Annotated in this window: 25 protein-coding genes; 10 read left to right on the plus strand and 15 right to left on the minus strand. The window is 67.9% G+C overall.

Translation table 11 applies throughout. From position 1 onward, the window contains the following. Nucleotide 1: 1 nt before the first annotated feature. On the minus strand, nt 2-625 hold the full coding sequence (locus ACLJOO_RS10700; protein WP_410786727.1) for a DUF6668 family protein: 624 nt from the start codon (nt 623-625) through the stop codon (nt 2-4). A gap of 249 nt (nt 626-874) precedes the next feature. On the opposite strand from ACLJOO_RS10700, the gene ACLJOO_RS10705 reads away from it, so the two are divergent. Both ACLJOO_RS10705 and ACLJOO_RS10710 read left to right on the plus strand, forming a co-directional pair. Further along, the gene (locus tag ACLJOO_RS10705) at nt 875-2,290 is read left to right on the plus strand and encodes a hypothetical protein (RefSeq protein WP_410786728.1); all 1,416 of its coding nucleotides are present in this window, start codon (nt 875-877) and stop codon (nt 2,288-2,290) included. Continuing rightward, nucleotides 2,287-2,478 (plus strand): hypothetical protein, encoded by a 192-nt coding sequence (locus ACLJOO_RS10710; protein WP_410786729.1) that lies wholly within the window; start codon nt 2,287-2,289, stop codon nt 2,476-2,478. Before ACLJOO_RS10705 ends, ACLJOO_RS10710 begins: the two co-directional genes overlap by 4 nt. A 74-nt stretch (nt 2,479-2,552) precedes the next feature. On the opposite strand, the gene rplI is transcribed toward ACLJOO_RS10710, so the two are convergent. From rplI to ACLJOO_RS10735, 5 genes are all read right to left on the minus strand, one after another. Beyond that, a complete protein-coding gene (rplI, locus tag ACLJOO_RS10715) occupies nt 2,553-2,999 on the minus strand; it encodes a 50S ribosomal protein L9 (protein ID WP_133784000.1) in 447 nt (148 codons plus the stop codon). 14 nt (nt 3,000-3,013) lie between these two features. Further along, nucleotides 3,014-3,247, minus strand: a complete 234-nt coding sequence (gene rpsR / locus ACLJOO_RS10720) for a 30S ribosomal protein S18 (RefSeq protein WP_012924539.1) — start codon at nt 3,245-3,247, stop codon at nt 3,014-3,016. Between the two features lie 72 nt (nt 3,248-3,319). Next, nucleotides 3,320-3,922 (minus strand): single-stranded DNA-binding protein, encoded by a 603-nt coding sequence (locus ACLJOO_RS10725; RefSeq protein WP_410786730.1) that lies wholly within the window; start codon nt 3,920-3,922, stop codon nt 3,320-3,322. Between the two features lie 64 nt (nt 3,923-3,986). Further along, nucleotides 3,987-4,277 (minus strand): 30S ribosomal protein S6, encoded by a 291-nt coding sequence (gene rpsF / locus ACLJOO_RS10730; RefSeq protein ID WP_130386399.1) that lies wholly within the window; start codon nt 4,275-4,277, stop codon nt 3,987-3,989. Nucleotides 4,278-4,477: 200 nt separating this feature from the next. Then, the gene (locus tag ACLJOO_RS10735; RefSeq protein WP_410786731.1) at nt 4,478-5,608 is read right to left on the minus strand and encodes an MFS transporter; all 1,131 of its coding nucleotides are present in this window, start codon (nt 5,606-5,608) and stop codon (nt 4,478-4,480) included. A gap of 94 nt (nt 5,609-5,702) precedes the next feature. Between ACLJOO_RS10735 and ACLJOO_RS10740 the strand changes: the two genes are divergently transcribed. Both ACLJOO_RS10740 and ACLJOO_RS10745 read left to right on the plus strand, forming a co-directional pair. Continuing rightward, nucleotides 5,703-6,212 (plus strand): Lrp/AsnC family transcriptional regulator, encoded by a 510-nt coding sequence (locus tag ACLJOO_RS10740; RefSeq protein ID WP_410786732.1) that lies wholly within the window; start codon nt 5,703-5,705, stop codon nt 6,210-6,212. A 43-nt stretch (nt 6,213-6,255) separates the two neighbouring features. Then, entirely contained in the window at nt 6,256-7,059 is an 804-nt protein-coding gene (locus tag ACLJOO_RS10745; protein ID WP_410786733.1) for a deoxyribonuclease IV, read from the plus strand. On the opposite strand, the gene ACLJOO_RS10750 is transcribed toward ACLJOO_RS10745, so the two are convergent. Beyond that, nucleotides 7,052-7,621, minus strand: a complete 570-nt coding sequence (locus ACLJOO_RS10750; protein WP_410786734.1) for a hypothetical protein — start codon at nt 7,619-7,621, stop codon at nt 7,052-7,054. The genes ACLJOO_RS10745 and ACLJOO_RS10750 overlap by 8 nt on opposite strands. 28 nt (nt 7,622-7,649) lie before the next feature. On the opposite strand from ACLJOO_RS10750, the gene ACLJOO_RS10755 reads away from it, so the two are divergent. Next, complete coding sequence (locus tag ACLJOO_RS10755; RefSeq protein WP_410786735.1) at nt 7,650-8,180, plus strand: NUDIX hydrolase; 531 nt, start codon at nt 7,650-7,652, stop codon at nt 8,178-8,180. Here the strand turns inward: ACLJOO_RS10755 and ACLJOO_RS10760 are convergent. The 3 genes from ACLJOO_RS10760 to ACLJOO_RS10770 are packed head-to-tail and all read right to left on the minus strand — an operon-like array spanning nt 8,149 to nt 10,666. Beyond that, nucleotides 8,149-9,357, minus strand: coding sequence for an MFS transporter (locus ACLJOO_RS10760; RefSeq protein ID WP_410786736.1), 1,209 nt, complete (start codon nt 9,355-9,357; stop codon nt 8,149-8,151). The two genes, ACLJOO_RS10755 and ACLJOO_RS10760, sit on opposite strands and share 32 nt — an antisense overlap. 32 nt (nt 9,358-9,389) lie before the next feature. Next, complete coding sequence (locus ACLJOO_RS10765; protein ID WP_410786737.1) at nt 9,390-10,103, minus strand: SDR family NAD(P)-dependent oxidoreductase; 714 nt, start codon at nt 10,101-10,103, stop codon at nt 9,390-9,392. Next, on the minus strand, nt 10,100-10,666 hold the full coding sequence (locus ACLJOO_RS10770; protein WP_131336563.1) for a TetR/AcrR family transcriptional regulator: 567 nt from the start codon (nt 10,664-10,666) through the stop codon (nt 10,100-10,102). Before ACLJOO_RS10770 ends, ACLJOO_RS10765 begins: the two co-directional genes overlap by 4 nt. A 123-nt stretch (nt 10,667-10,789) precedes the next feature. Between ACLJOO_RS10770 and ACLJOO_RS10775 the strand changes: the two genes are divergently transcribed. Genes ACLJOO_RS10775 through ACLJOO_RS10785 form a run of 3 tightly spaced genes read left to right on the plus strand, consistent with a single transcriptional unit; the run spans nt 10,790 to nt 13,907 of the window. Next, entirely contained in the window at nt 10,790-11,713 is a 924-nt protein-coding gene (locus ACLJOO_RS10775; protein WP_410786738.1) for an SDR family NAD(P)-dependent oxidoreductase, read from the plus strand. 54 nt (nt 11,714-11,767) lie between these two features. Next, nucleotides 11,768-12,898 carry a lipid II:glycine glycyltransferase FemX gene (locus ACLJOO_RS10780; protein ID WP_410786739.1) on the plus strand — a complete coding sequence of 377 codons (1,131 nt, stop codon included), beginning with the start codon at nt 11,768-11,770 and terminating at the stop codon, nt 12,896-12,898. Between the two features lie 7 nt (nt 12,899-12,905). Continuing rightward, nucleotides 12,906-13,907: an alanine racemase gene (locus ACLJOO_RS10785; RefSeq protein ID WP_130386410.1), complete on the plus strand. Its 1,002-nt coding sequence runs from the start codon at nt 12,906-12,908 to the stop codon at nt 13,905-13,907. Here ACLJOO_RS10785 and ACLJOO_RS10790 read toward each other — a convergent pair. Together ACLJOO_RS10790 and ACLJOO_RS10795 are read right to left on the minus strand one after the other, a co-directional pair. Continuing rightward, nucleotides 13,904-14,551, minus strand: coding sequence for a LysM peptidoglycan-binding domain-containing protein (locus tag ACLJOO_RS10790; protein ID WP_410786740.1), 648 nt, complete (start codon nt 14,549-14,551; stop codon nt 13,904-13,906). The genes ACLJOO_RS10785 and ACLJOO_RS10790 overlap by 4 nt on opposite strands. Before the next feature lie 65 nt (nt 14,552-14,616). Continuing rightward, nucleotides 14,617-14,982 (minus strand): helix-turn-helix transcriptional regulator, encoded by a 366-nt coding sequence (locus ACLJOO_RS10795; RefSeq protein WP_410786741.1) that lies wholly within the window; start codon nt 14,980-14,982, stop codon nt 14,617-14,619. Between the two features lie 134 nt (nt 14,983-15,116). On the opposite strand from ACLJOO_RS10795, the gene ACLJOO_RS10800 reads away from it, so the two are divergent. Continuing rightward, complete coding sequence (locus ACLJOO_RS10800) at nt 15,117-15,839, plus strand: methyltransferase domain-containing protein (RefSeq protein ID WP_410786742.1); 723 nt, start codon at nt 15,117-15,119, stop codon at nt 15,837-15,839. Here ACLJOO_RS10800 and ACLJOO_RS10805 read toward each other — a convergent pair. Then, nucleotides 15,836-16,993 carry an NAD-dependent epimerase/dehydratase family protein gene (locus tag ACLJOO_RS10805; protein WP_410786743.1) on the minus strand — a complete coding sequence of 386 codons (1,158 nt, stop codon included), beginning with the start codon at nt 16,991-16,993 and terminating at the stop codon, nt 15,836-15,838. The genes ACLJOO_RS10800 and ACLJOO_RS10805 overlap by 4 nt on opposite strands. Before the next feature lie 156 nt (nt 16,994-17,149). Here ACLJOO_RS10805 and ACLJOO_RS10810 point away from each other — a divergent pair, with 156 nt between their 5' ends. Then, nucleotides 17,150-17,620, plus strand: coding sequence for a GtrA family protein (locus tag ACLJOO_RS10810; protein WP_410786744.1), 471 nt, complete (start codon nt 17,150-17,152; stop codon nt 17,618-17,620). Here the strand turns inward: ACLJOO_RS10810 and ACLJOO_RS10815 are convergent. Together ACLJOO_RS10815 and ACLJOO_RS10820 are read right to left on the minus strand one after the other, a co-directional pair. Continuing rightward, the gene (locus tag ACLJOO_RS10815; RefSeq protein ID WP_410786745.1) at nt 17,523-19,700 is read right to left on the minus strand and encodes a glycosyltransferase; all 2,178 of its coding nucleotides are present in this window, start codon (nt 19,698-19,700) and stop codon (nt 17,523-17,525) included. The two genes, ACLJOO_RS10810 and ACLJOO_RS10815, sit on opposite strands and share 98 nt — an antisense overlap. After that, the gene (locus tag ACLJOO_RS10820) at nt 19,697-20,596 is read right to left on the minus strand and encodes an NAD-dependent epimerase/dehydratase family protein (RefSeq protein ID WP_410786746.1); all 900 of its coding nucleotides are present in this window, start codon (nt 20,594-20,596) and stop codon (nt 19,697-19,699) included. The genes ACLJOO_RS10815 and ACLJOO_RS10820 overlap by 4 nt, the downstream gene beginning before the upstream one ends. Between the last annotated feature and the right edge of the window lie 56 nt (nt 20,597-20,652).

Here is a 20,652-nt window from a genome sequence, read left to right on the forward strand (position 1 = left end):
TTCAGTAAGGGGCGGGGTAGTCCGCTGGGTTTGACGCGCGAAGAGCGTAGATGGATTCAAGTACTTCGAAAACCTCGTCCGGAGTGTTGTCAGGCGTGGGAGCCTCCCCTCTGCGCCACTCCTCGATCCACGGGATGTCCCAGACTCTCGGAACACCTCCGCCGACGATGTCCGCGAAGTCGTCGAGCACTCGGGGCAGCCGGCCGGGAGCGTCCGCGATCAGCACCAGGCCGAGCACGGCGACACCCTGGACGACACCCGAGGCCCACTCGATCGCGGCTCGCTGCGCGGCGCGCAGACCGGACCCGTGGGTCCGGGCAACCAAAATCACCGGCGTCGGCACCGGCGGCGGCGGAATCGGCCACCGATGGTTGGACGCCCGGGTCCCCGGCAGCAGAACCGACATCGTGGTCTCGCCGGAGCCGCCGTGGACACCGACCCACCACAGGGTGTCGGCCGCCGGAATCGCGAACTTGGGCAGGCGCTGATCCTCCGCGGGCGCCGGCACCCCGTGCTGGGGCGCGGACGGCCCCCGCGGGGTGATGTCCGGCTGAGGTCCGGGGCCTGGCGGCGGCTGTTGCTGCGGGCCCGGAGACTGGTCTCGTGTCCACGGGTTCTGCGTCATGGCCCCTCCTCTCGCGGTCCGTCACAGGCTGTTGCCCACCGTATTCTCTCGCTTTCCGGGTGTACTTGCGTGACCCATCCACAGGCGAGGATGTTTCTACCCCCTTGTCGGGGTCAGTCGAGCCGACCGGCCCGCGTGGTTTCTGCATGCCCGGAATCCCCGGCATGCCCTCATGCGGGGGACATGCTAGAACGAGGACGCCGGAACCTGATGAACGAGGGAGACCTGTGGCGGGAATGAGAGGACATCGTGGCTGAGAAGATCCCCTCCTGGCCGAAGGTCACGATCCGGCTGTACGACGACCACAACGCCGAGGTGAAGATCGCCGGGCGTAGTCACCCCGTCAACCACCACGATCCGCGAGCGGCCGCGATCCAGCTCGTCAGCGAGCAGGCCGCCCAGCTGGGCCGCGCTGTGAAGGCGACCGCCGTCGAGGCCGACGGCGCCTCCTGGCCGCTGGTCATCCACCCGGACGGCCAGGTCGAGGCGATCGAGACCGACCCCCGCAAGGGCAAGAAGCCGATCTGGCCGATCGTGCTTGCGATGGCGGTGGCTGTCGTCCTGATCGCCGGTACGACGTTGTACATCACCGTCTTCAGCAAGCTCGGCGACGCCAAGCCGCAGGTGACCGAGTCACCCAAGCTGCCCGAGCTCCCAGGCCCGAACGTGCACCCGGACGAGTTCGCCCCCAGGACCCAGCCGACCGGCTACTCGACGCACGCGAGCTGGACGGTCGACATCGCGGAGGACAGCACGCCGGCGATCAAGCCGGACGGCACCGAGGTCGCCATCCTGACGACGGACGAGAAGGTCGCCGTGTTCGACAGCAACGGCAAGGTGCTGTGGCAGGACAAGGTTCCCAAGGACGCCGAGAGCCCGGTCTATACCACTATCGACGGCAAGCAGGTACTGGCGATCGCGACGCCGACCACCCTGTACTACTGGGCAGGCGACGGCGCCGAGGCGAAGACGATCGAGTTGCCGGACAGCGCCAAGGTGCAGTTCTTCGGCAAGTCGCCGCTGGTCTTGCTGTCCGACGAGTCCGGGGCGATGGTGATCTCGGGCGGCGAGCTCAAGGCGGCACCGGATCAGCCGCGAAGCTCCACGATCCTGCTCGCCGAGGGCGACCGCACGCTGATGGCGCAGTACCTCGGCCCGCTCTACTGGACGCAACCGGGCAAGCCGATGCTCACCGTGAATCTGCAGCCGCCAGGTGGCGCGGGCCAAATCATCCAGGTGGTCTCGGCGAGCCCGGACTACGTCCGGGCCCTGTGGACCAATGCCAAGAACCCGGAAGAGACGATCCCCGCGGTGCACTCGACCGCGAGCGGCAAGGTGGTCGCGAGCTGCGGATTGGTTCGGAACGGCGACACCGACGGCTGGGACTGGGTCCCCGACCCGAACCGCAAGTTCGCTGCCTGGGGTGAGTGCCTCGTCAATCTCACCCTGACCAAGGGCAACACCAGGCGGCTCCCAGGCTTCCATCCCATGTCGGTCAGCGGATCGATGCTCTACGGCACGATCAGCAGCAAGCTGTACGCCGTGTCGCCGAACTGGAACACGTACCCGATGAAGGAAGGCACGACGCGGCCGTGGGGTGTCGCGGGCAAGCGGGCTCTCATCGTGTACAACTCGGTTCTCTACGCATTGGACCCGGCGAAGTGAGCGGGCGAACGCGCCGCGCGGCGCGGATCACCGCCGCAGTGCTTGCCCTCGGCATGCTTCTGGTGCCCGCCCAGGCGCTCGCGGACAGCGTCGAGCCGCAGCCGGTCGAGTACCCCAAGGTCAACCCGCCCGGTGATCAGGTGCTGGAGCCGCAGCCCGTCGAGTGGCCGGCTCCTAAGCAGACCTGAGGCCCGTGCCGGCCAACGACAAGGCCCGCGTCCCCCTCATCGGGGAACGCGGGCCTTGAACGTTCAGGCAGAAATCAGCCGGCCGCGACCTCGAGGCGGACCGTGGCGGCCACCTCCGGGTGCAGCTGGACGGCCACCTGGTGCTTGCCGGTGGTCTTGATCGGCGACGCGATCGCGATCGCGCGCTTCTCGACCAGCGGGCCGCCGGCGGACTTGATCGCCGTGGCGATGTCGGCCGGGGTGACCGAGCCGAACAGGCGGCCGGTGTCGCCGGCCTTGACGGCCAGGGTGACGGAGAGCTGCTCGAGCTGGTTCTTGACCTCGCTCGCGTGCTCCTTGCCCTGGATCGCCCGGGCGTCACGCGCCCGCTTGATCGACTGGATCTGCTTCTCGGCGCCGCGGGTCCAGCCGATGGCCAGGCCGCGCGGGACCAGGTAGTTACGGCCGTAGCCGTCCTTGACCTCGACGATGTCGCCGGGAGCCCCGAGGCCCTCGACCTCCTGAGACAGGATGAGCTTCATGGTCCGCGCCTCCCTCAGCGAGCGGTGCTCGTGTACGGCAGCAGGGCCACCTCACGAGCGTTCTTGATAGCGGTCGCGACATCGCGCTGGTGCTGCACGCAGTTCCCGGTCACCCGGCGGGCGCGGATCTTGCCGCGGTCCGAGATGAACTTGCGCAGCAGCGCGGTGTCCTTGTAATCGACGTACGTCGCCTTGTCCTTGCAGAAGCCGCAGACCTTCTTCTTCGGCTTCCGAATGATCTTGGCCATTGTGGTGCTCTCTTCCTACTTCCAGAGCCCGGCACGGATGCCGGAATGGTCACTAACGGAATTGCGGGCCGATCAGAACGGGGGCTCCTCCATCGAGCCGCCGCCCTGGCTGGCCCAGGGGTCGTTCTGCGGGGCGGCCTGGCCGCCACCGCCTTGTCCTGCACCTTGCGGGGTCGCCCAGGGGTCGTTCTGCGGGGCGCCGCCCTGGCCGCCGCCGTAGTTACCACCCTGGTTGCCGCCCTGGCCGCCGCCACCCTGGTAGCCACCGCCACCCTGGTTGCCGCCGCCACCGAAACCACCGCCGTCGGAGCGCGAGGTCTTCGAGATCTTCAGCGTCGCGTAGCGCATGCTGGCGCCGATCTCTTCGACATCACACTCGAACACGGTGCGCTTGTTCCCGTCGCGGTCGTCGTAGCTGCGCGCCTTCAGGCGCCCGTGCACGACGACCCGGGAACCGCGGGTCAGCGACTCGGCGACGTTCTCGGCCACCTGCCGCCACACGGCACACGAGATGAAGAGGGTTTCGCCGTCTTTCCACTCGTTGCTCTGCCGGTCCAGCGTCCGCGGAGTAGAGGCGATCGTGAAGTTCGCGACCGCGGCCCCGGACGGCGTGAACCGCAGCTCCGGATCACCTGTCAGGTTTCCGATCAGAGTGATAGGTGGTTCACCGGCCATGACAACTTCCTCCTGTACTGCAGACGATGGGTGGTGTGACGCCAGACCACCTGACGCCCGAGGTTCAGTGCTGGTCCGGCCGGATGACCTTGGTGCGCAGGATCGACTCGTTCAGCGTGAGCTGACGGTCGAGCTCCTTCACCACCGCCGGCTCGGCGGTCAGGTCGACGACGGCGTAAATGCCTTCGGACTTCTTCTTCACGTCATAGGCAAGCTTGCGACGACCCCAGATGTCGAGCTTCTCGACCGTGCCACCTTCCTTGCGGACGATGTTCAGGTACTGGTCGATGGACGGCTCCACGGTGCGCTCATCGAGCTCCGGGTCGAGGATCACCATGACTTCATAACGACGCATGCGCGAACTCCACCTCCTTCGGACTTGGCGGCCACGGTCTCTCCGTGGCAGGAGGGCGATGCGGTCTGCTCCACGCCGGCACTTGCCGCCGACGCCAAGCAACGAGCCCGGTCGATGGACCGGGCCACATCAAAGAGAGTACCAGCGTTCGGACTCCCGACTGACCATATCCACAGGCCTGTTCCGGTGACTCTGCGTCACTACCCGGCGATCCGCGGAGCGGTACGCCGGAGCACGAGCAGCACCAGCGGTACGGCGAGGACCACCGAGATCACCGTCAACAGCGGGTATCCGCCGAGTGTGTAGAGCCAGGGTGAACTGGCGGCCGCCAGCGCCGAGATCGCCCAGATGGACGACTCGACCTTGCTCTCGAACGGAGTGCCGAGCAGCCGGGCACTGCCGCCCAGGTAGCACAGGTTCCACGCGTAGCCGAGCAGGAAGAGCGCCGGGGTGAATGCCGGTCCGGACTGCGTGGTCAGGACGGCCGCCCCGATCAGCAGCAGCAGACCGGCGAGCATCACCGGTCGCGGACCGGAGCGGTCGATCCACCAACCGGTCAGCGGCGACAGCGCGAACATCCCGAGCGTGTGCGCGGACAGCATCACGCCCAGAACGCCGAGTCCGTCGCCGTGCTGGTGAGTGTGCACCGGGACCGCCGACATGAGCGCGACCATCACCAGGTGCCCGGCGATCATCACGCCGGCGGCGAGGAGAACCGACGTACGACGGGACGCTGCAGGCTGTTCGAGCCGGGTCTGTGCCGGCTGCTCGGCGACGTGGACGGTCCGGATGTACGTCGACGCGACCAGTGCGCCGAAGACAGCCGCCACGGCCAGCAGGAACGGACCGGCGACCTCGGGTAGCCCGAGCCCCGACGCCAAGGACTGGGACGGCGCCAGCAGGAACGGCCCGCCGGCGGCGCCAGCCGTGCTGGCCCACACGACGGCGCTCATCGCCGACGCCCGCCGGGAGTCGGGCACCGCCTCGCCGGCGGCGTACCTGGACAGGAGGCTGGCGGCGTTCCCGACGCCGAGCAGGAACATCCCGGCGAAGAGCAGTACGACCGGCGCACCCACCGCGGCCAGAACCGTCAACGCTCCGCCGGCGACGCCCACGCCGTACCCGAGACGGAGGGCCTGCGCGCGTCCGAGCCGCGTGGTCCACCGGCCGACGGCGATCGCTCCTGCCGCGGTGCCCAGTACACCGGCTGTGTTCGGCACGCCGGCCAGGCTGGAGCCGAGTTCGTCGGCGGTCAGGATGGTGCTGACCGCGCTCGCGGCGATCATCGCCGCGTTCATCAACGCGGCGGCGAGAACGACAGGAACGAGCATGGCCAACACGTTAGAAAGGTGCCCGTTCTCGCTGAATACATGATGTAAAGCATTCGGCCTTGCGGACGACCGGGATGAAAGGTGTTCTGGGGCGATGACCTTTCAGGAGCGCGAACTGGACTCGACCGACTGGCAGATCCTGGGTGCGCTGCAGTCCGACGGTCGGCTGTCGTTCAACCAGCTCGGCAAACGGGTCAACCTCTCGCCGCCCGCGGTGGCAGACCGGGTACGACGCCTGGAGGAGGCCGGTGTGATCACCGGCTACCGCGCCGAGGTGGACCCGTCGAAGGCCGGCCAGCCGCTGTCCGCGTTCGTCCAGATGCGCTGTACGACGGGCCGCTGCCTGCTCAAGACGACCCGCGCCGAAGACTTCCCCGAGGTTCTGGAGATCCACAAGCTGAGCGGCAACTCCTGTTCGATGCTGCGCGTCCGCGTCACCTCGATGCGCCACCTCGAGGGCCTCTTCGAACGCCTCGGCGAACACGGCGAGATGAACACCCACATCGTCCTGTCCACAGAATTCGAAGGCCGCCCCGTCCAGCCCCCACCCCCCGACCAACGCCGAATAACCCGCTCCGCCGGCTGGTCGACCGACGCGGGTTGAGCTGCTGAGGAGATTGTCGGTGGGCGGTTCTAGGGTGGTGGGTATGACTGTGAAGCTTGGTGCGCATGTGGACCAGGAGGACCCGTTGGCCGAGGCGGCCGATCGGGGGGCTGATCTGGTGCAGTTCTTCCTGGGGAATCCGCAGGACTACAAGGCGCCCAAGCTTGCGTACGCCGATGGTGAGGAGGCGCTGAAGGAGCGGTCCGCGGCCGCGGGCGTCGACCTCTACGTGCATGCGCCGTACCGGTTGAACGTGGCGAACACGAACAACCGGATCCGGATCCCGAGCCGCAAGTTGTTGCAGCAGACGCTGGACAAGGCGGCGGAGATCGCCGTCAAGGGCGTGATCGTGCACGGCGGGCACGTCGGCGACGAGGACGACCCGGAGGCCGGGTTCGACAACTGGCGGAAGTGCATCGAGCGCGCCGAGTTGCCGGTGCCGCTGCTGATCGAGAACACGGCCGGCGGCGAGAACGCGATGGCCCGGCAGCTGGACCGGATCGCGCGGCTCTGGGAGGCGGTGCAGGCGTCCGGCAACGACCGGCTGGAGAACGTCGGGTTCTGCCTGGACACGTGCCACTTCCACGCGGCCGGCGAGGAGCTGCCGTCGATCGTCGAGCGGGTGCTGGCGATCACCGGGCGGATCGACCTGGTGCATGCGAACGGCTCCCGCGACGAGTTCGGCTCCGGCGCGGACCGGCACAGCAACTTCGAGGACGGGCACATCGACCCGGCCGACATCGTCGCGGTCGTGCAGGCCGCCGGCGCCCCGGTCGTCGTCGAGACCCCGAACGCCGACAACGGTCAGAAGGCCGACCTCGACTACCTGCGGGCGCACCTCACGTAGTCGGGGCCTTCGTCAGGCCGTGCAGCCAGTACGTCACGGCCCACGGGAGCAGGATCGCGAGCGCGGCGCTGTTGTTGGTCGGTACGAGCAGGCCGCAGATCACGACGATCGCGACGACGAGTGTGCTGGCCTGGAACAGGTCGGCGCGGCCGAGGACCTTGGTTCGCAGCGTGATGCGGTTCAGCGCGCAACCGAGGTACGCCGCGATGAGTGCGAGCAGGCCGAGGATCGCCACGACCGCGCCGAGCCAGCCAAGGACGGTGTAAGCGCGGTCGGCCTGGAACATGCCGGACAGCAGGAACACACCGACCAGGACTGTCAGCCAGGCGCTCGTCCACAGCAGGCGGTCGACCGCGCTCCGGGCCTTCTTCGGATCCGCCTCCTCCTCGTCGCCGTCGTCCTCGTCCGCAGCCTCCTTCTCGGCCTCGGGCTCTGCGACCGCCTCGGGCTCTGCGACCACCTTGGGCTTCGCGACCGCCTCGACCCGTGCGGCCGCCTCGGTTTCTGCGACCGGCTCGGAGTCGCCGGTCGCGGCGGGCTTGGGGTCGGGGTCTGACTGCATGGCAGCGACGGTAGCGCAGAATGAGGTTATGCAGACCTGGGCGGAGCGGTTCCCCGACCTGTTCGGACCGGGCTACTGGGAGTGGGGCGACCTCGACGTCCGGTACACCGTCGAGCAGCCGCCGGACGAGCTGATCAGCAACGTCCACGTCGTCGGCCGCACCACCGGCGGAATCGTTGTCTGCACCAACGATCTGGGCTGGCGCTTCCTGCCCGGCGGAACCCGCGAACCGGGCGAGACGATCGATGAGCTCGTCCACCGCGAGCTGCTCGAAGAGGCCGGCGCCCGGCTCACCGGTCCGCTCACCTGGCTGGGCGCCCACCGCGCCGACCACCGCCGCGAGGCGCCGTACCGCCCACATCTCCCGCACCCGGTCTCGTACTGGGCGAACTACGTCGCGGACGTCGTCATCGAGCATGAGCCGACGAACCCCGCGGACGGCGAACAGGTCACCGACGTACTGGTGCTGCCGCCGGACGAAGCGGCGGCGTACCTGGACGGACAGCCCGAAGAGGTGGGCTCGATCGTCAGACTGGCTCAGGCAATGCAGCTGGTTTAGCCGCCCGCCAAGGAAGCAGTACGGCGCTCAGCGTGCAGCAGATGCCCGCGACCCACAGCGCCCCGCGCATCCCGACCACCGTCGCGAGTACGCCGCCGAGCGCCATGAACGCCGGCTGCACGCACCGCGAGCTGATCGACCACGACCCCACCACCCGCGCCATGAACCCGTCCTCGGTCACTTCCATGCGGTACGTCGCGAACGACGGGTTGAACGCACCCGCTCCCACCAGCAGCCCCGTCTCCGCCAAGGTGAGCAGCACGAACCCGCCCCATCCGTGCGGCGCCAGCGGGAAGAGGAGCAGCCACGGCGCCCGCAGTACGCCGAACACCAGCAGCATCCACTGCAGCCCGAATCGCCTGGTGAGCCGCGGCGCCACCCGCGCGCCGATCACCCCGCCGATGCAGGAGACACCGAGCATCCCCCCGTAGCTCCACGCGGACAGCCCGAGGTCCCGCAGCATGAAGACCGCCAGCAACGGCGACGTCATCATCACCGGCCCGCCGAACAGCTGCGAGTTCCAGAACAGGATGCGCAGCCCGCGATGCCGCAGGATGTACCGCCACCCTGCGGTGATGTCCCGCTTGCCTTCCCGCTTCGCCGGCTCCGGCTCGGGCTGCTGGATCCGCCGGATACCGAGCGCCGATCCGAGGAACGAGACCGCGTCGACGGCCAGCGTGACGGTCGCACCAACCAGACTGACCAGCACACCGCCGATCGCCGGGCCGACGCTCAGCGAGACCCAGTTCGTCTGCTCGAACCGGCTGTTCGCCCCAGCGCGCCCGTCGGCCGGCACGAGCGCCTTCAGATGCGCGCCACTCGCCGATTGGAACGCGATCGTCCCGGCCGCCTGAAGGACGCCCGCGACGCACAGATGCGTATAGGTCAGTACGCCGAACGCCGCCGCGACCGGCACCGAGACCAGTGCGACGAACCGCACCAGGTCGGACGCGATCATCACCGGCCGCTTCCGCCGCTGCTCGATGAAGTCGCCCATCGGCAGTGCGAGCGCCGCGCCGGCCACCGCGGACAAGGCGGCGAGCATCGAGACCTGGAGGGTGCTGGAGTCCAAGGCGAGTACGGCGACCAACGGCAACGCGCCCAGCCCCACCGCCGATCCGAACGCACTGACCGTGAACGCAACCCACAACCGACGGAAGTCTCGACCCAAAGACATCCCGCGAGCGTAGAAGCAGCCGCCGACAGAAATCAGCGGAGGTTCAGGCCGCCGTCGAGGAGGATGACTTCGCCGGTCAGGTAGGTGTTGTGGACAACTGCCGAGATGAGGTCAGCGACATCCGTCGGCTGGGCGGCGCGACGCATCGGGCTCGAGGTTTTCCACAGGTCCCGGGCCTCGGTCCACGACTCGGTGAGTGGCGTGTCGACGAGACCAGGTGCGACCGCGTTGACCCGTACGTCGGGTCCGAGCGCGGCGGCCAGCAACTTCGTCACGTGGTTCAGCGCTGCCTTCGAAGCGGCGTACGCGATCGAACTGCCTTTCGGACGGACGCCGGCATGACTGGTGACGTTGACGATGCACCCGCCGGACGAGCGCAGCGCCGGGAGTGCCGCCGTACACAGCAGCCAGGGTGCGATCAGGTTCACGTCGAGCAGCTGCCGCCAGTCGGATGCGGTCAGTCCGTCGAGGTCTGCGTGCGGGACCGGCCAGCTGATGCCCGCGTTGTTCACGAGTACGTCGAGACGCCCGTGCTCGGCCACCACCTCCGGCACCAGAGCCTGAGCGGCCGCGTCGTCGGCGAGGTCGGCCTGGTGGTACGAGCCGCCGAGCTCCGCGGCCAACGACTCTCCGGCGGACCGGCTGGAGCGCGAGTGCACCGCGACGGTCATCCCGTCCGCGGCCAGGCGCCGTACGGTCGCCGCTCCGATGCCGGACGCGGATCCGGTCACCAAAGCAACCTTCATGCGCGGTACCGAAGGCCGTCCATCAGCAGGTCGAGCAGACGGCCCGCCTGCTCGCGGTCATCTGCTGCGGCACCGCCGACACCACCGATGCTGACCAGCATGTCCGAGGCAGAGATGTCCGACCGGATCTGGCCGGCCGCAGCGCCCGCGTCGAGCAACGGCTGCACTGCACCGACAAGGAGCTCCAGGCTCTGCGCGTACGGGTTCGCACCGGAGGCGAAGACCGCTCGTAGTGCGTCCGCCATGCCGCGTTTGCGGGCCATGTAGTCGATGAAGCGATCCATCCACGCCCGCAGCGCCTGGTCCGGTGGCAGCTGCTCCAGCAGTTCCACGGACGCGTCGCAGACCGCGGCCAGCTCGTTCCGGTACGCCGCCTCGATCAGCAGCTCGCGGGTCGGGAAGTGCCGGTAGAGGGTGCCGATGCCGACCCCGGCGTCCTTCGCGATCCCTTCGAGCGTCGCCTCCAGACCGCACTTCGTGAACGCGCGGGCCGCCGCAGCCACGATCAGGTCCCGGTTGCGCTGGGCGTCCGCGCGCAGCGGACGCTCGCTGATGCCGGTCATCTCCCCCACCTCCCGTGACCCCACAACCTAGCCGACTTGATAACCGGAGGTGCCTCCGCTTAACTGGAGATTACCGGAGGATCCTCCGGTTAAAGCGTAGCTCGTAGAACAGGAACCGACCTGATGAGCAGGATCACCACTCCTTTCACGCATGACTCCACGGCGGCCGAGGTCATCGCCGGCGTCGACCTGACCGGTCGCCGGGCGGTCGTCACCGGCGGCGCCTCCGGCATCGGCGTCGAGACCGTCCGCGCCTTGGCCGCGGCCGGCGCCGAGGTCACCCTCGCCGTCCGGAACACCGCCGCCGGTGAACGCGTCGCCGCCCAGATCATCGAGAGCACCGGCAACAACCACGTGTTCGTCGCACCGATCGAACTTGCCGACCGCGCCTCGGTGCGCGCCTTCGCCGCCAACTGGGACGGGCCGCTGCACATTCTGGTGAACAACGCCGGCGTGATGGCCGAGCCGCTGAACCGTACGCCAGAAGGCTGGGAGCACCAGTTCGCGACCAACCACCTCGGGCATTTCGGCCTTGCCCTCGATCTGTACGACGCACTCGCGGCGGCCGGCTCTGCGCGGATCGTGTCCGTCAGCTCCAGTGCGCATCACTACTCGGACGTCGTGTTCGAGGACATCCACTTCGAGAACAGGCAGTACGACGAGTGGGCGTCGTACGGGCAATCCAAGACGGCCAACATCCTGTTTGCCGTCGAGGCGGCCAAGCGCTGGGCGAGTGACGGCATCGTCGCCAACGCCTTGATGCCGGGCGGGATCCGGACCGCGTTGCAGCGGCACGTGCCTGAGGACCTGCAGCGGGAGTGGGACCGCTTCGAGTGGAAGACCGTCGAACAGGGCGCGTCGACGTCGGTCCTGCTGGCCGCTTCGCCACTCGTCGACGGCGTCACCGGCCGCTACTTCGAGGACAACAACGAGGCGCTGCCGTTGACCGAGGGCGATCCGATGCACGGCGTCGCCGAGTACGCGCTCGATCCGGAGTCAGCCACTCGGTTGTGGGACCTGTCGGAGAAGCTGCTCGCACAGGTTTGATCAGAAACCGGCTCAGCTACGGATCGCGTGGCTGGGCCGGTAACCTGACCCACCGTGAGTGACTTGAGCATTCGGACCATCTCCGCGGACGAGCACGCCGCCTACATCGCGGCGCAGCCGTCGGCGAGCTTCCTGCAGACCCCGGGGTGGGCAGCGGTGAAGAGCGAGTGGAAGGCGGAGTCACTCGGCTGGTACGAATCGGGAAACCCCGGCAACCTCGTCGGCGTCGGCCTGGTGCTGTACCGGCAGATGCCGAAGGTGAAGCGGTACCTCGCCTACCTGCCGGAAGGCCCGGTGATCGACTGGGACGCGATCGACCTCGGCAGCTACCTGCGCCCGCTGGCCGCGCACCTGGCGGAGCGCGGCGCGTTCGGAATCCGGATGGGTCCGCCGGTGGCGACCCGGCGCTGGACCGCGCAGACGATCAAGGACGCCATCGCCGGCGGTCAGCAGCCGCGCCTCGGCGACGTCCGCCCGGACGTGATCGAGCCGTCCGGCGCCACCGTCGCCGACAAGCTCCGCAAGCTGGGCTGGAAACCGCCCCGGATCGCGGAAGGGTTCGCGGCCGGACAACCGCAGTACGTCTTCCAGGTGCCGCTGGCCGGCCGCACCCCGGAGGACCTGCTCAAGGGCATGAACCAGCTCTGGCGGCGCAATATCAAGAAGGCCGACAAGGCCGGCGTCGAGGTGACGCAGGGCGGAACCGAGGACATCAAGGCCTTCCACGGCCTGTACGTCGAGACCGCCGAGCGCGACCACTTCACGCCGCGGCCGCTGCCGTACTTCGAGAAGATGTACGCCGCGATGGCCAACCAGCCGGCCGATTGCTGTGACTTCCGGATCTACAACGCCCATCACGAGGGCGACCTGGTCGCGTCGACGATCTGGGTCCGGGTCGGCGGTCATTCCTGGTACTCCTACGGTGCCAGCTCGACCGCCAAACGAGACGTCCGCGGATCGAACGCGATCCAGTGGCGCATGATGTCGGACGCGCTCGCGGCGGGCGCGTCCATGTACGACCTACGGGGCATCACCGACACCTTGGACCCGAACGACCCGCACGTCGGGCTGATCCAGTTCAAGACCGGGACCGGCGGCGAGGCCGTCGAGTACGTCGGTGAGTGGGATCTGCCGTTGAACAAGGCGCTCTACACCGCATTCGACCTCTACATGAGACGGCGTTGACACAACCATGCCCCTAGTCCTGCACGTCGATTCCGATCGCTGGCGTGATCACCTGCGTTCCACGTGGAACCCCGACATCGTCCCGGTCGCCAAGGGCAACGGGTACGGGTTCGGCAACCACCGGTTGTTCGCCGAGGCCCGCGCGCTCGGCGCCCGGACGGTCGCGGTCGGCACGTACTTCGAGGTCCCCGCGGATCCACGCGAGGACGTCGTGGTCCTGTCGCCGTGGCGGCCGTTCCTCGAGGTGCCGCAGAGCAAGAACGTGATCCATACGGTCAGCCGGCTGGCCGACCTGGTCTCGATCCCGGCCGGCAGCCGGGTGCTGATCGAGGTGATGACCTCGATGCGCCGGCACGGCATCGGCGCCCGCGAACTACGGCACACGATGCTGCTGAACGCGCTCGACCGGATCCGGTTCGAGGGCTGGTCGCTGCACTTCCCGATGGGCGCCGGCGGTACGTCGGCCAACCTCCGAGAGGCTCAGCAACTGGCGAAGGCCGCCCTCGACGTCCGCAAGGGAACGCTGTGGGTGTCGCACGTACCGGCCCAGAAGCTGGCCGACATCGGTCCGGACGTGAAGCTCCGGATGGGCACCGGGCTGTGGCTCGGTGACCGCGGCGCGCTGTCGGTCCGGGCGACCGTCCTCGACGTGCACTCGGTCCGCCGCGGTGAGCGCGTCGGCTACCGGCAGCGCCGGGTCAGCGGTGACGGACACATCCTGATCGTCTCCGGCGGTACGGCGCACGGCGTCGGCCTGGAGGCACCGACCGCGGCAGCGAGCGTCCGGCAACGCGCGATCGCGATGGCCAAGGGCAGCCTCGACGCGGCCGGCATGGCGCTGTCGCCGTTCACCATCGAAGGCAAGCAGCGCTGGTTCGCCGAACCGCCGCACATGCAGGCCAGCATGCTGTTCTTGCCGTCGTCGGTCGCCCCGCCCGCAGTAGGCGACGAGGTCGACCTCGACGTCCGCTACACCACCACCACCTTCGACAAGGTGTCGATGGACTAGGGAATGGTGAGTTTCTGGCCGACTTTGAGCTTGTTCGGGTCCTTGCCGATGACCGGCTTGTTGGCGGCGTACAGCTTCCGCCACAGGCCGGCGTTGCCGTAGAACCTGGCCGCGATCTTTCCGAGTGAGTCGCCGGAGACGACCTTGTAGACGCGCGCTACCGGTGCCTGTTGCGCGATCGCCGGCGTGGGGTCAGGCGCCTTCGGCAACGTGCGGCATTGGAAGGCCAGGACGAAGACGTCACCCGGATCGGTGGTGGTGACCACCGGCGGGTTCGGGACCGGCTGCGGACCGGGTTTCCAGATGATCGGCGGACCCTCGCGGACCTCCACGGAGCGGCGAATGGCGGGGACCGGCACCACCCCGGAGACCGGGGCGTCGGTGACCCGCGCCGACAGTGGGGCAGTCATCATCTCGGCGGCGCTGTTCGTCTGCACCGGGACGAAGCCAAAGCTCCCATCCGGCGGAGTGCCACCGACCGTGCGACGCTGCACAGTGACATTGCGCGCGAGCACCAGCCCGCTCACGTACGCCGTACATTCGCCCTTCGGCGGACTGCCCCCGTCGGACAGGATCCGGGACGCGTCGGCGAAGCGCCACGCGTGCGACGCGAATACCTCCGGCGCGAACCACGGCCTGGTCACGGTGACCAACGAGTACGCTCCCAGAACACTGTGCGGTCGGGCGAATGCCGTTGGTATCCCTGATTTCAGGTATTCAGCCGACCGGACGCGACGAGCGCCGCGAGCTCTGCCCGCGAGGACAGTCCGAGCTTCACGAAGATGCGCTTGAGATGGGTCTCCACGGTGAAACGAGAGAGGAACAACTGCGCGGCGATGCTGCGATTGGACAGTCCGCGTGCGACCAAACCCGCAACCGCCGTCTCGGCAGGGGACAGCTCGACGAGTGGCGCCGGATCGGCTCTCAACTCCGTCGCGAGGGCAGCAGGCAGCACCACGACGACCAGTGGTTCCTCGCCTGGCGTGCCGTTGTCCTCGAAGACCACCGCCTGGCGACCCAGCAGGTCGCGCAGTCTGGTGACAAGCCGCGTTGCTGACGCGTCGTCCACATGCATGGTTCCCCCCGAAACCCCGAAAATTGGCCTTCACAGTGTGTTTCCGTGACCACGCAGTGTCAACGGACTTGTACAGGACGTGCCCTTTCGTCCCTGGTTGACTTCAGGTGGACCTGAAGTTGCAGCGTGGAGGTATGAGCTTTCTGGAGCGGATCGAGGAGCGGCCCGGGGCGGCGGAGTTGCGTACGGCGTCGTACCGGATGCTGGGGCTGAAACGCGGCGCGACCTGCGTCGATGTCGCGTGCGGAGCGGGTCATGCGGTCGCCGAACTGTCCCGAAAGGGCCTCAAGGTGACCGGAGTCGACGCCGATCCCGACGCCATCGAGGCGGCCCGGGAACGGGCGCCGGGGGCGATGTTCCACGTCGCACATTCCGACGACCTGCCGCTCGAGGACGAGTCGATGGATGGCTACCGCGCGTTACGGCTGTTCCACCTGCTCGAGGAGTCCGCTCCAACGGTGGCCGAGGCCTATCGGGTACTGCGTCCCGGCGGGCGGATCGTGCTCGGCGGGCAGGACTACGGCTTCGTCCTGATCGACAGCTCCGACCAGGACCTGACCGACGTGATCCGCCTCGGCCTCGAGTCCCGCACGGTCTCCCCGCGAGCCACCCGCACCCTGCGCGACGTCCTCCTCGACACCGGCTTCACCGACGTCGAGGTCGCCGTACACACCGAGGTCGTCACCGACTACCAACAGATGGCTCCGCAGTTGAACAGCGCCGCGGAAGCCGCCGTCGACAAGGCACTGATCACTCAGGAAGACGCCGCCGGCTGGCTCAGGGAACAGGCCGGCCGCGGCCGCCGAGACCGCTTCCTCGCCGTCCTCCCGACCCTTCTTGTCGGCGGCCGCCGCTAGTGCTGTTTGAGGTGGCCCTGCCAGCGGACCGTCGGCAGTAGCGCGGCTGCGTCGACTCGGTCCTTGTTGGCGGAGACGATGTCGAACATCGACTCGATCAGCGTGTCCGAGAGCAGGTGCGGCTGGAGGCCGAGGCCGACCAGACCGGTGTGCTTGACGTTGTAGTAGTGCTCAGCCTGCTCGACGCGTGGGTTGTCCAGGTGCTCGACCTGGACCGGGCCGGGGAAGCACTCGGCGACCAGGCCGGCGAGCTGCGACACCGAGTAGCTCTCGGCCATCTGGTTGAAGACCCGGAACTCGCCCGCGTCCGCCGGGTTCTCCACCGCGAGCCGGATGCACTCGACCGTGTCCCGGATGTCCAGGAACCCGCGGGTCTGCCCGCCGCTGCCGTAGACGGTCAGCGGCTCCCCGAGGACCGCCTGGATGACGAACCGGTTGAGCACCGTGCCGAACACGGCGTCGTAGTCGAACCGCGTCGCCAGCCGCTCGTCCCGCACGGTCTGGTCGGTCTGCTGCCCGTACACCACGCCCTGGTTGAGGTCGGTGACGCGCATACCCCAGATCCGGCAGCCGAACTCGAGGTTGTGCGAGTCGTGCACCTTGCTGAGGTGGTAGAACGAGCCCGGCTTCTTCGGGTAGAGCATCCGGTCCTTGCGGCCGTTGTGCTCGACCTCCAGCCAGCCTTCCTCGATGTCGATGTTCGGCGTGCCGTACTCACCCATCGTGCCGAGCTTCACCAGGTGGATGTCCGGGTTGGTCTCGGCGATGGCGTACATCAGGTTCAGCGTGCCGACCACGTTGTTGTGCTGGGTGTAGACCGCGTGTTCGCGGTCGATCATCGAGTACGGTGCGGCCCGCTGCTCGGCGAAGTGCACGATCGCGTCCGGCGCGAACTCCCGCACCACTCGGTAGACGAAGTCGGCGTCGAGCAGATCACCGACGTACGCCGGGATCCGCCGGCCGGAGACCTCCTCCCAGGCCGCGACCCGGCTCTCGAGATCCTCGATCGGGACCAGACTCTGGACGCCCAGCTCGCGGTCGTAACCACGGCGGGCCATGTTGTCGAGCACGGCCGTGTCATGGCCACGGTCGGAGAGGTGCAGTGCAGTCGGCCACCCCAGGTAGCCGTCACCGCCCAGGACGAGTACGCGCACGGCTCGGCCGCCTTCCGTCGGGAAACGTCGTCACCATCCTTCCTATCCCGAGTACCCACTCCAGTAACGTGACCAGCCCCACCTATTCGCTGGCAATCGGCTGAGAATTCCCGGCGTACTGCCGCGGGTTGGTGCGGGGGTGCAGAATAGGCGGCGATGCGCGTACACACCAAGGCCTATCTCTCCCGCAGCCGATTGTTGCTGTGGGCGAAGTACTCTGCATCCTCCGTGATCGCCACCGTGATCAGCCAGGTGGCATTCGCTCTGTGTTACTGGTTCGGTACGGCGGCGATCGTCGCCACGGTGGTCGCGTGGATCTCCGGCGCGGTCCCGGCCTACCTGCTGAACCGCCGCTGGACCTGGGGCCGCAGCGGGCAGAAGTTGCCGTACACAATCATCGTGGTCGGGTCGGCGGTCGCGGCCGCGGTGGTCACGTCGGTGACCGATCACCTGGTGCAACCTCTCGAGTCGCATCTGTGGAAGACCGTGCTGGTGACCGGCTCGTACCTCGGGACCTATGCGCTGCTGTTCATTGTGAAGTTCGTGCTGTTCGACCGGCTGGTGTTCGCCAAGACCGGTGCCGCCCCCGTCGAAGCACGTACTCCCGTAGCCACGTCGTCGTCATGACCCGCCCGTAGTTCGCGCCGTACACGACACCCGGGCCTTTCTTGCTACTCCCGTCGCCACGGCGGCGCATCGTCATCGGCAGCTCGACCACGCGGGCGCCGAGCGCGAGCGCGCCGAGCAGTAGCTCCGACGACTGGTATTGCGGTTCACGCAACGTCACCGCCGTCGCGAGCTCGGCCCGCATCGCGCGGAACCCGAACGACGTATCGGTGAGCTTCTTGCGCGTCAGGATCGACGCGAGTACGGCGAACACCCGGACGCCGACCCAGCGCAGCCGGCTGTCCGCGTCCTCGGCTCCGAGGCGGCGCGACCCGGTGACGAAGTCGGCCCGGTCGAGCAGGATCGGCTCCAGGAGGGTCTCCAGCTCGTCGTTGTCGTACTGACCGTCCGCGTCCGTTGTGACGACGTACCGTGCTCCGCCTTGTGCTGCCAGGTGATACCCGAGGCGGAGCGCCGCGCCCTGACCGCGGTTGCTCGGGGCAACACACACGTACGCCCCGTGTGCACGGGCAATTTCGGCGGTGTTGTCGGTGGCGCCGTCCACGACGACCAGGACGTCGACGGGGAGGCCGGCACAGGTTTTTGGCATGTTCGTGAGTACTGCCCCGATGCCGCTGGCCTCGTTGTAGGCGGCAATGACTACTACGACTGGAGCGAAGTCCTTGGTCGTGAAGTCCTTTGCCGCCTTGGAATCAACGGCATCCGGGTAGTCCGCCATCGCAGGGCGTGCCTGGTCCTTGCCGAGCAGGGCCCGGAGGCCGATGGCTCCTGCGAGCGGGAAGAAGACCAGTCCGGGCAGTTGGTAGCGCCAGGAGAACTCGAACGCAGCTGAGCCGAGCAGGAGGATCACACCGGCCGCTACAGGGAACAGTGCGGCTGACCGGAGCTCTTTAGCCCTTGCTACCGCAGCAAGAGCGATCAGCACGCACAGTGCGAGCAGTGTGCCGGACGTATAGCCGCCGTGGAGCTGGTAAGTGCGCAGAATGACCGCAGGTACGTGGGAGACGTGTGGCTCGGTCCCTCCCCATTTCACTGCAGCCTTTGCGGTGTTGGGGTCATTGAGGTTCGGGTAGGTCAGCTGGAACTGCCAGCGGTCGAGCGGTACGTCGTTCGGCTCGCTGGTGCGAGTGGGCGCGAAACCTTTCGCGAAGTCCTTCAACGCCGCCCCGGTGACGTCCAGCGGCTGGTGCTTGATGACTTCGTGGGCGAACTCGGTCGCGAGTTGCCGCTTCGTGGTGCCCGGTGGAAGTGGACCGGGCCAGTTGGGGTCGCCGTAGTGGTTGTGGGCGTAGCTGTCCACGCCGAGACGCTGACCGAGCGGCTCCTTGGGACAGAACAGCCGCGTGCCCTCGTTGAGCGGGAGCTTGTCGCAGTTGGCGACCGTGGCGGTCCGCCCGTACAGGACCTGGTTCTCGGCACCGGTGAAGCCCCAGCGGCCCGTTTCCGCGTGGTAGTACCCGGCGTACGCGGCGAAGACGACACCGAATCCTGCGACGGCGGCAGCGGTACGGCGTACGCGCTGCTTGCCGCTCACGATCAGGTAGAGCACGACTGCGATCAGCAGAACGATGCCGATCGCGCGCACCGTGAACGCGGCGCCGACGAGTACGCCGACGATGCCGGCGCGGCGCCAGCCCGGCGCGCCCTTCGCGCCCTTCGCGCCTTTCGCGATGAGCAGCCAGAGGATCGCCACCAGGATCACGTCGAACGTGGTCTCGGCCATGATGTTCTGCTCGATCTGGACCTGGTACGCGTCGAGCAGGATCGGAGCGGCGGCGAACGCGGCCAGCCAGCGGTAGACGGTGAGCTTGCGCGCCAGTGCGTAGATCGCGACACCGAGAAGCAGGCCGGCGAGGTGCTGCACGATCACGACGAAGGTCAGTCCGCCGATCGCCACCAGCGGGCCGAGTACGAAGTCGTACCCGATCGGGTTCAGCTGATCCGGGCTCAGCTTGCCCATGTTGGTCAGGTACTGGACGGAGTCGGTGTAAATGATCGCGGGCCGGTACGCGACGGTCGCGAGAACACGCAGTACCAGACCTGCCGCTAGGAAAACGGCGAGCAGCCAGTGCTTCCTCACTGCTGCTTGAAGTACTGCCACGTCCGCGCCAGACCGTCCTCCAACGAAACCGTCGGCTGGTACCCAAGATCGTTGGTGATGTCCACGACCACAGCCGGCATCTCGCCCGCCGGCGCCTCGACATGCTCGGCCGGCACCGGGCATCCGGTCACCGTCCGCACCGCGTCGATCATCTCGAGCACCGACACCGACCGCCCGGATCCGATGATCGCGCGCCCGTCGTACTTGCTGTCGAGCGCGAGCAGTACGCCGTTCACCACGTCGTCGATGAAGACCAGATCGCGCCGCTGCTTCCCGTCGCCGTACACCCGGACGCCGGTACCGCTCAACGCCGCCCGCATCATCCGCGGCACGAAGCTGTCCTTGTGCGACATCCCCGGCCCGTACACATTGGTGAACCGCAGCGCCGCGGTCGCCATCCCGTAACTCCCGGAGTACGCCGACAGCAACATCTCACCCGCCGCCTTCGTCGCGCCGTACGGCGTCAACGGCCGCAGCGGAAGGTCCGCGGTGATGGTCGACGTACCCACATCCCCCACGACCGCATTGGTCGACGCCAGCACGAACCGGTCCACGCCACTACCGCGACTCAACTCCAGCAGCACCTGCGTAATCGTCACGTTCTGCGCAAAGGTCTGCATCGGCGCATCCACCGACCGCAACACCGACGTCAACGCCGCCAGATGCACCACCGCCGTAGGCCGAGTCTCAAACGCCGCAACACAGGTCTCCTGCTCCGCAAGATCCCCCGTCACCACATGCACCCCGTCATCCCAAGCGGAATCCGGCGGCTCCCGATCCACCGCAGTAACCAACACCCCCCGCCCCCGCAAAGCCCCCACAACAGCCCGCCCCACAAACCCCGACGCCCCCGTGACCAGCACACGTTCGTCCATACCCTCAACCTACCCGCGCCCCCACACCCCCGCCCAGCCTCCTCCTACCCCGTCAC

It is taken from the genome of Kribbella sp. C-35 (assembly GCF_046549195.1).
Classification (GTDB): domain Bacteria; phylum Actinomycetota; class Actinomycetes; order Propionibacteriales; family Kribbellaceae; genus Kribbella.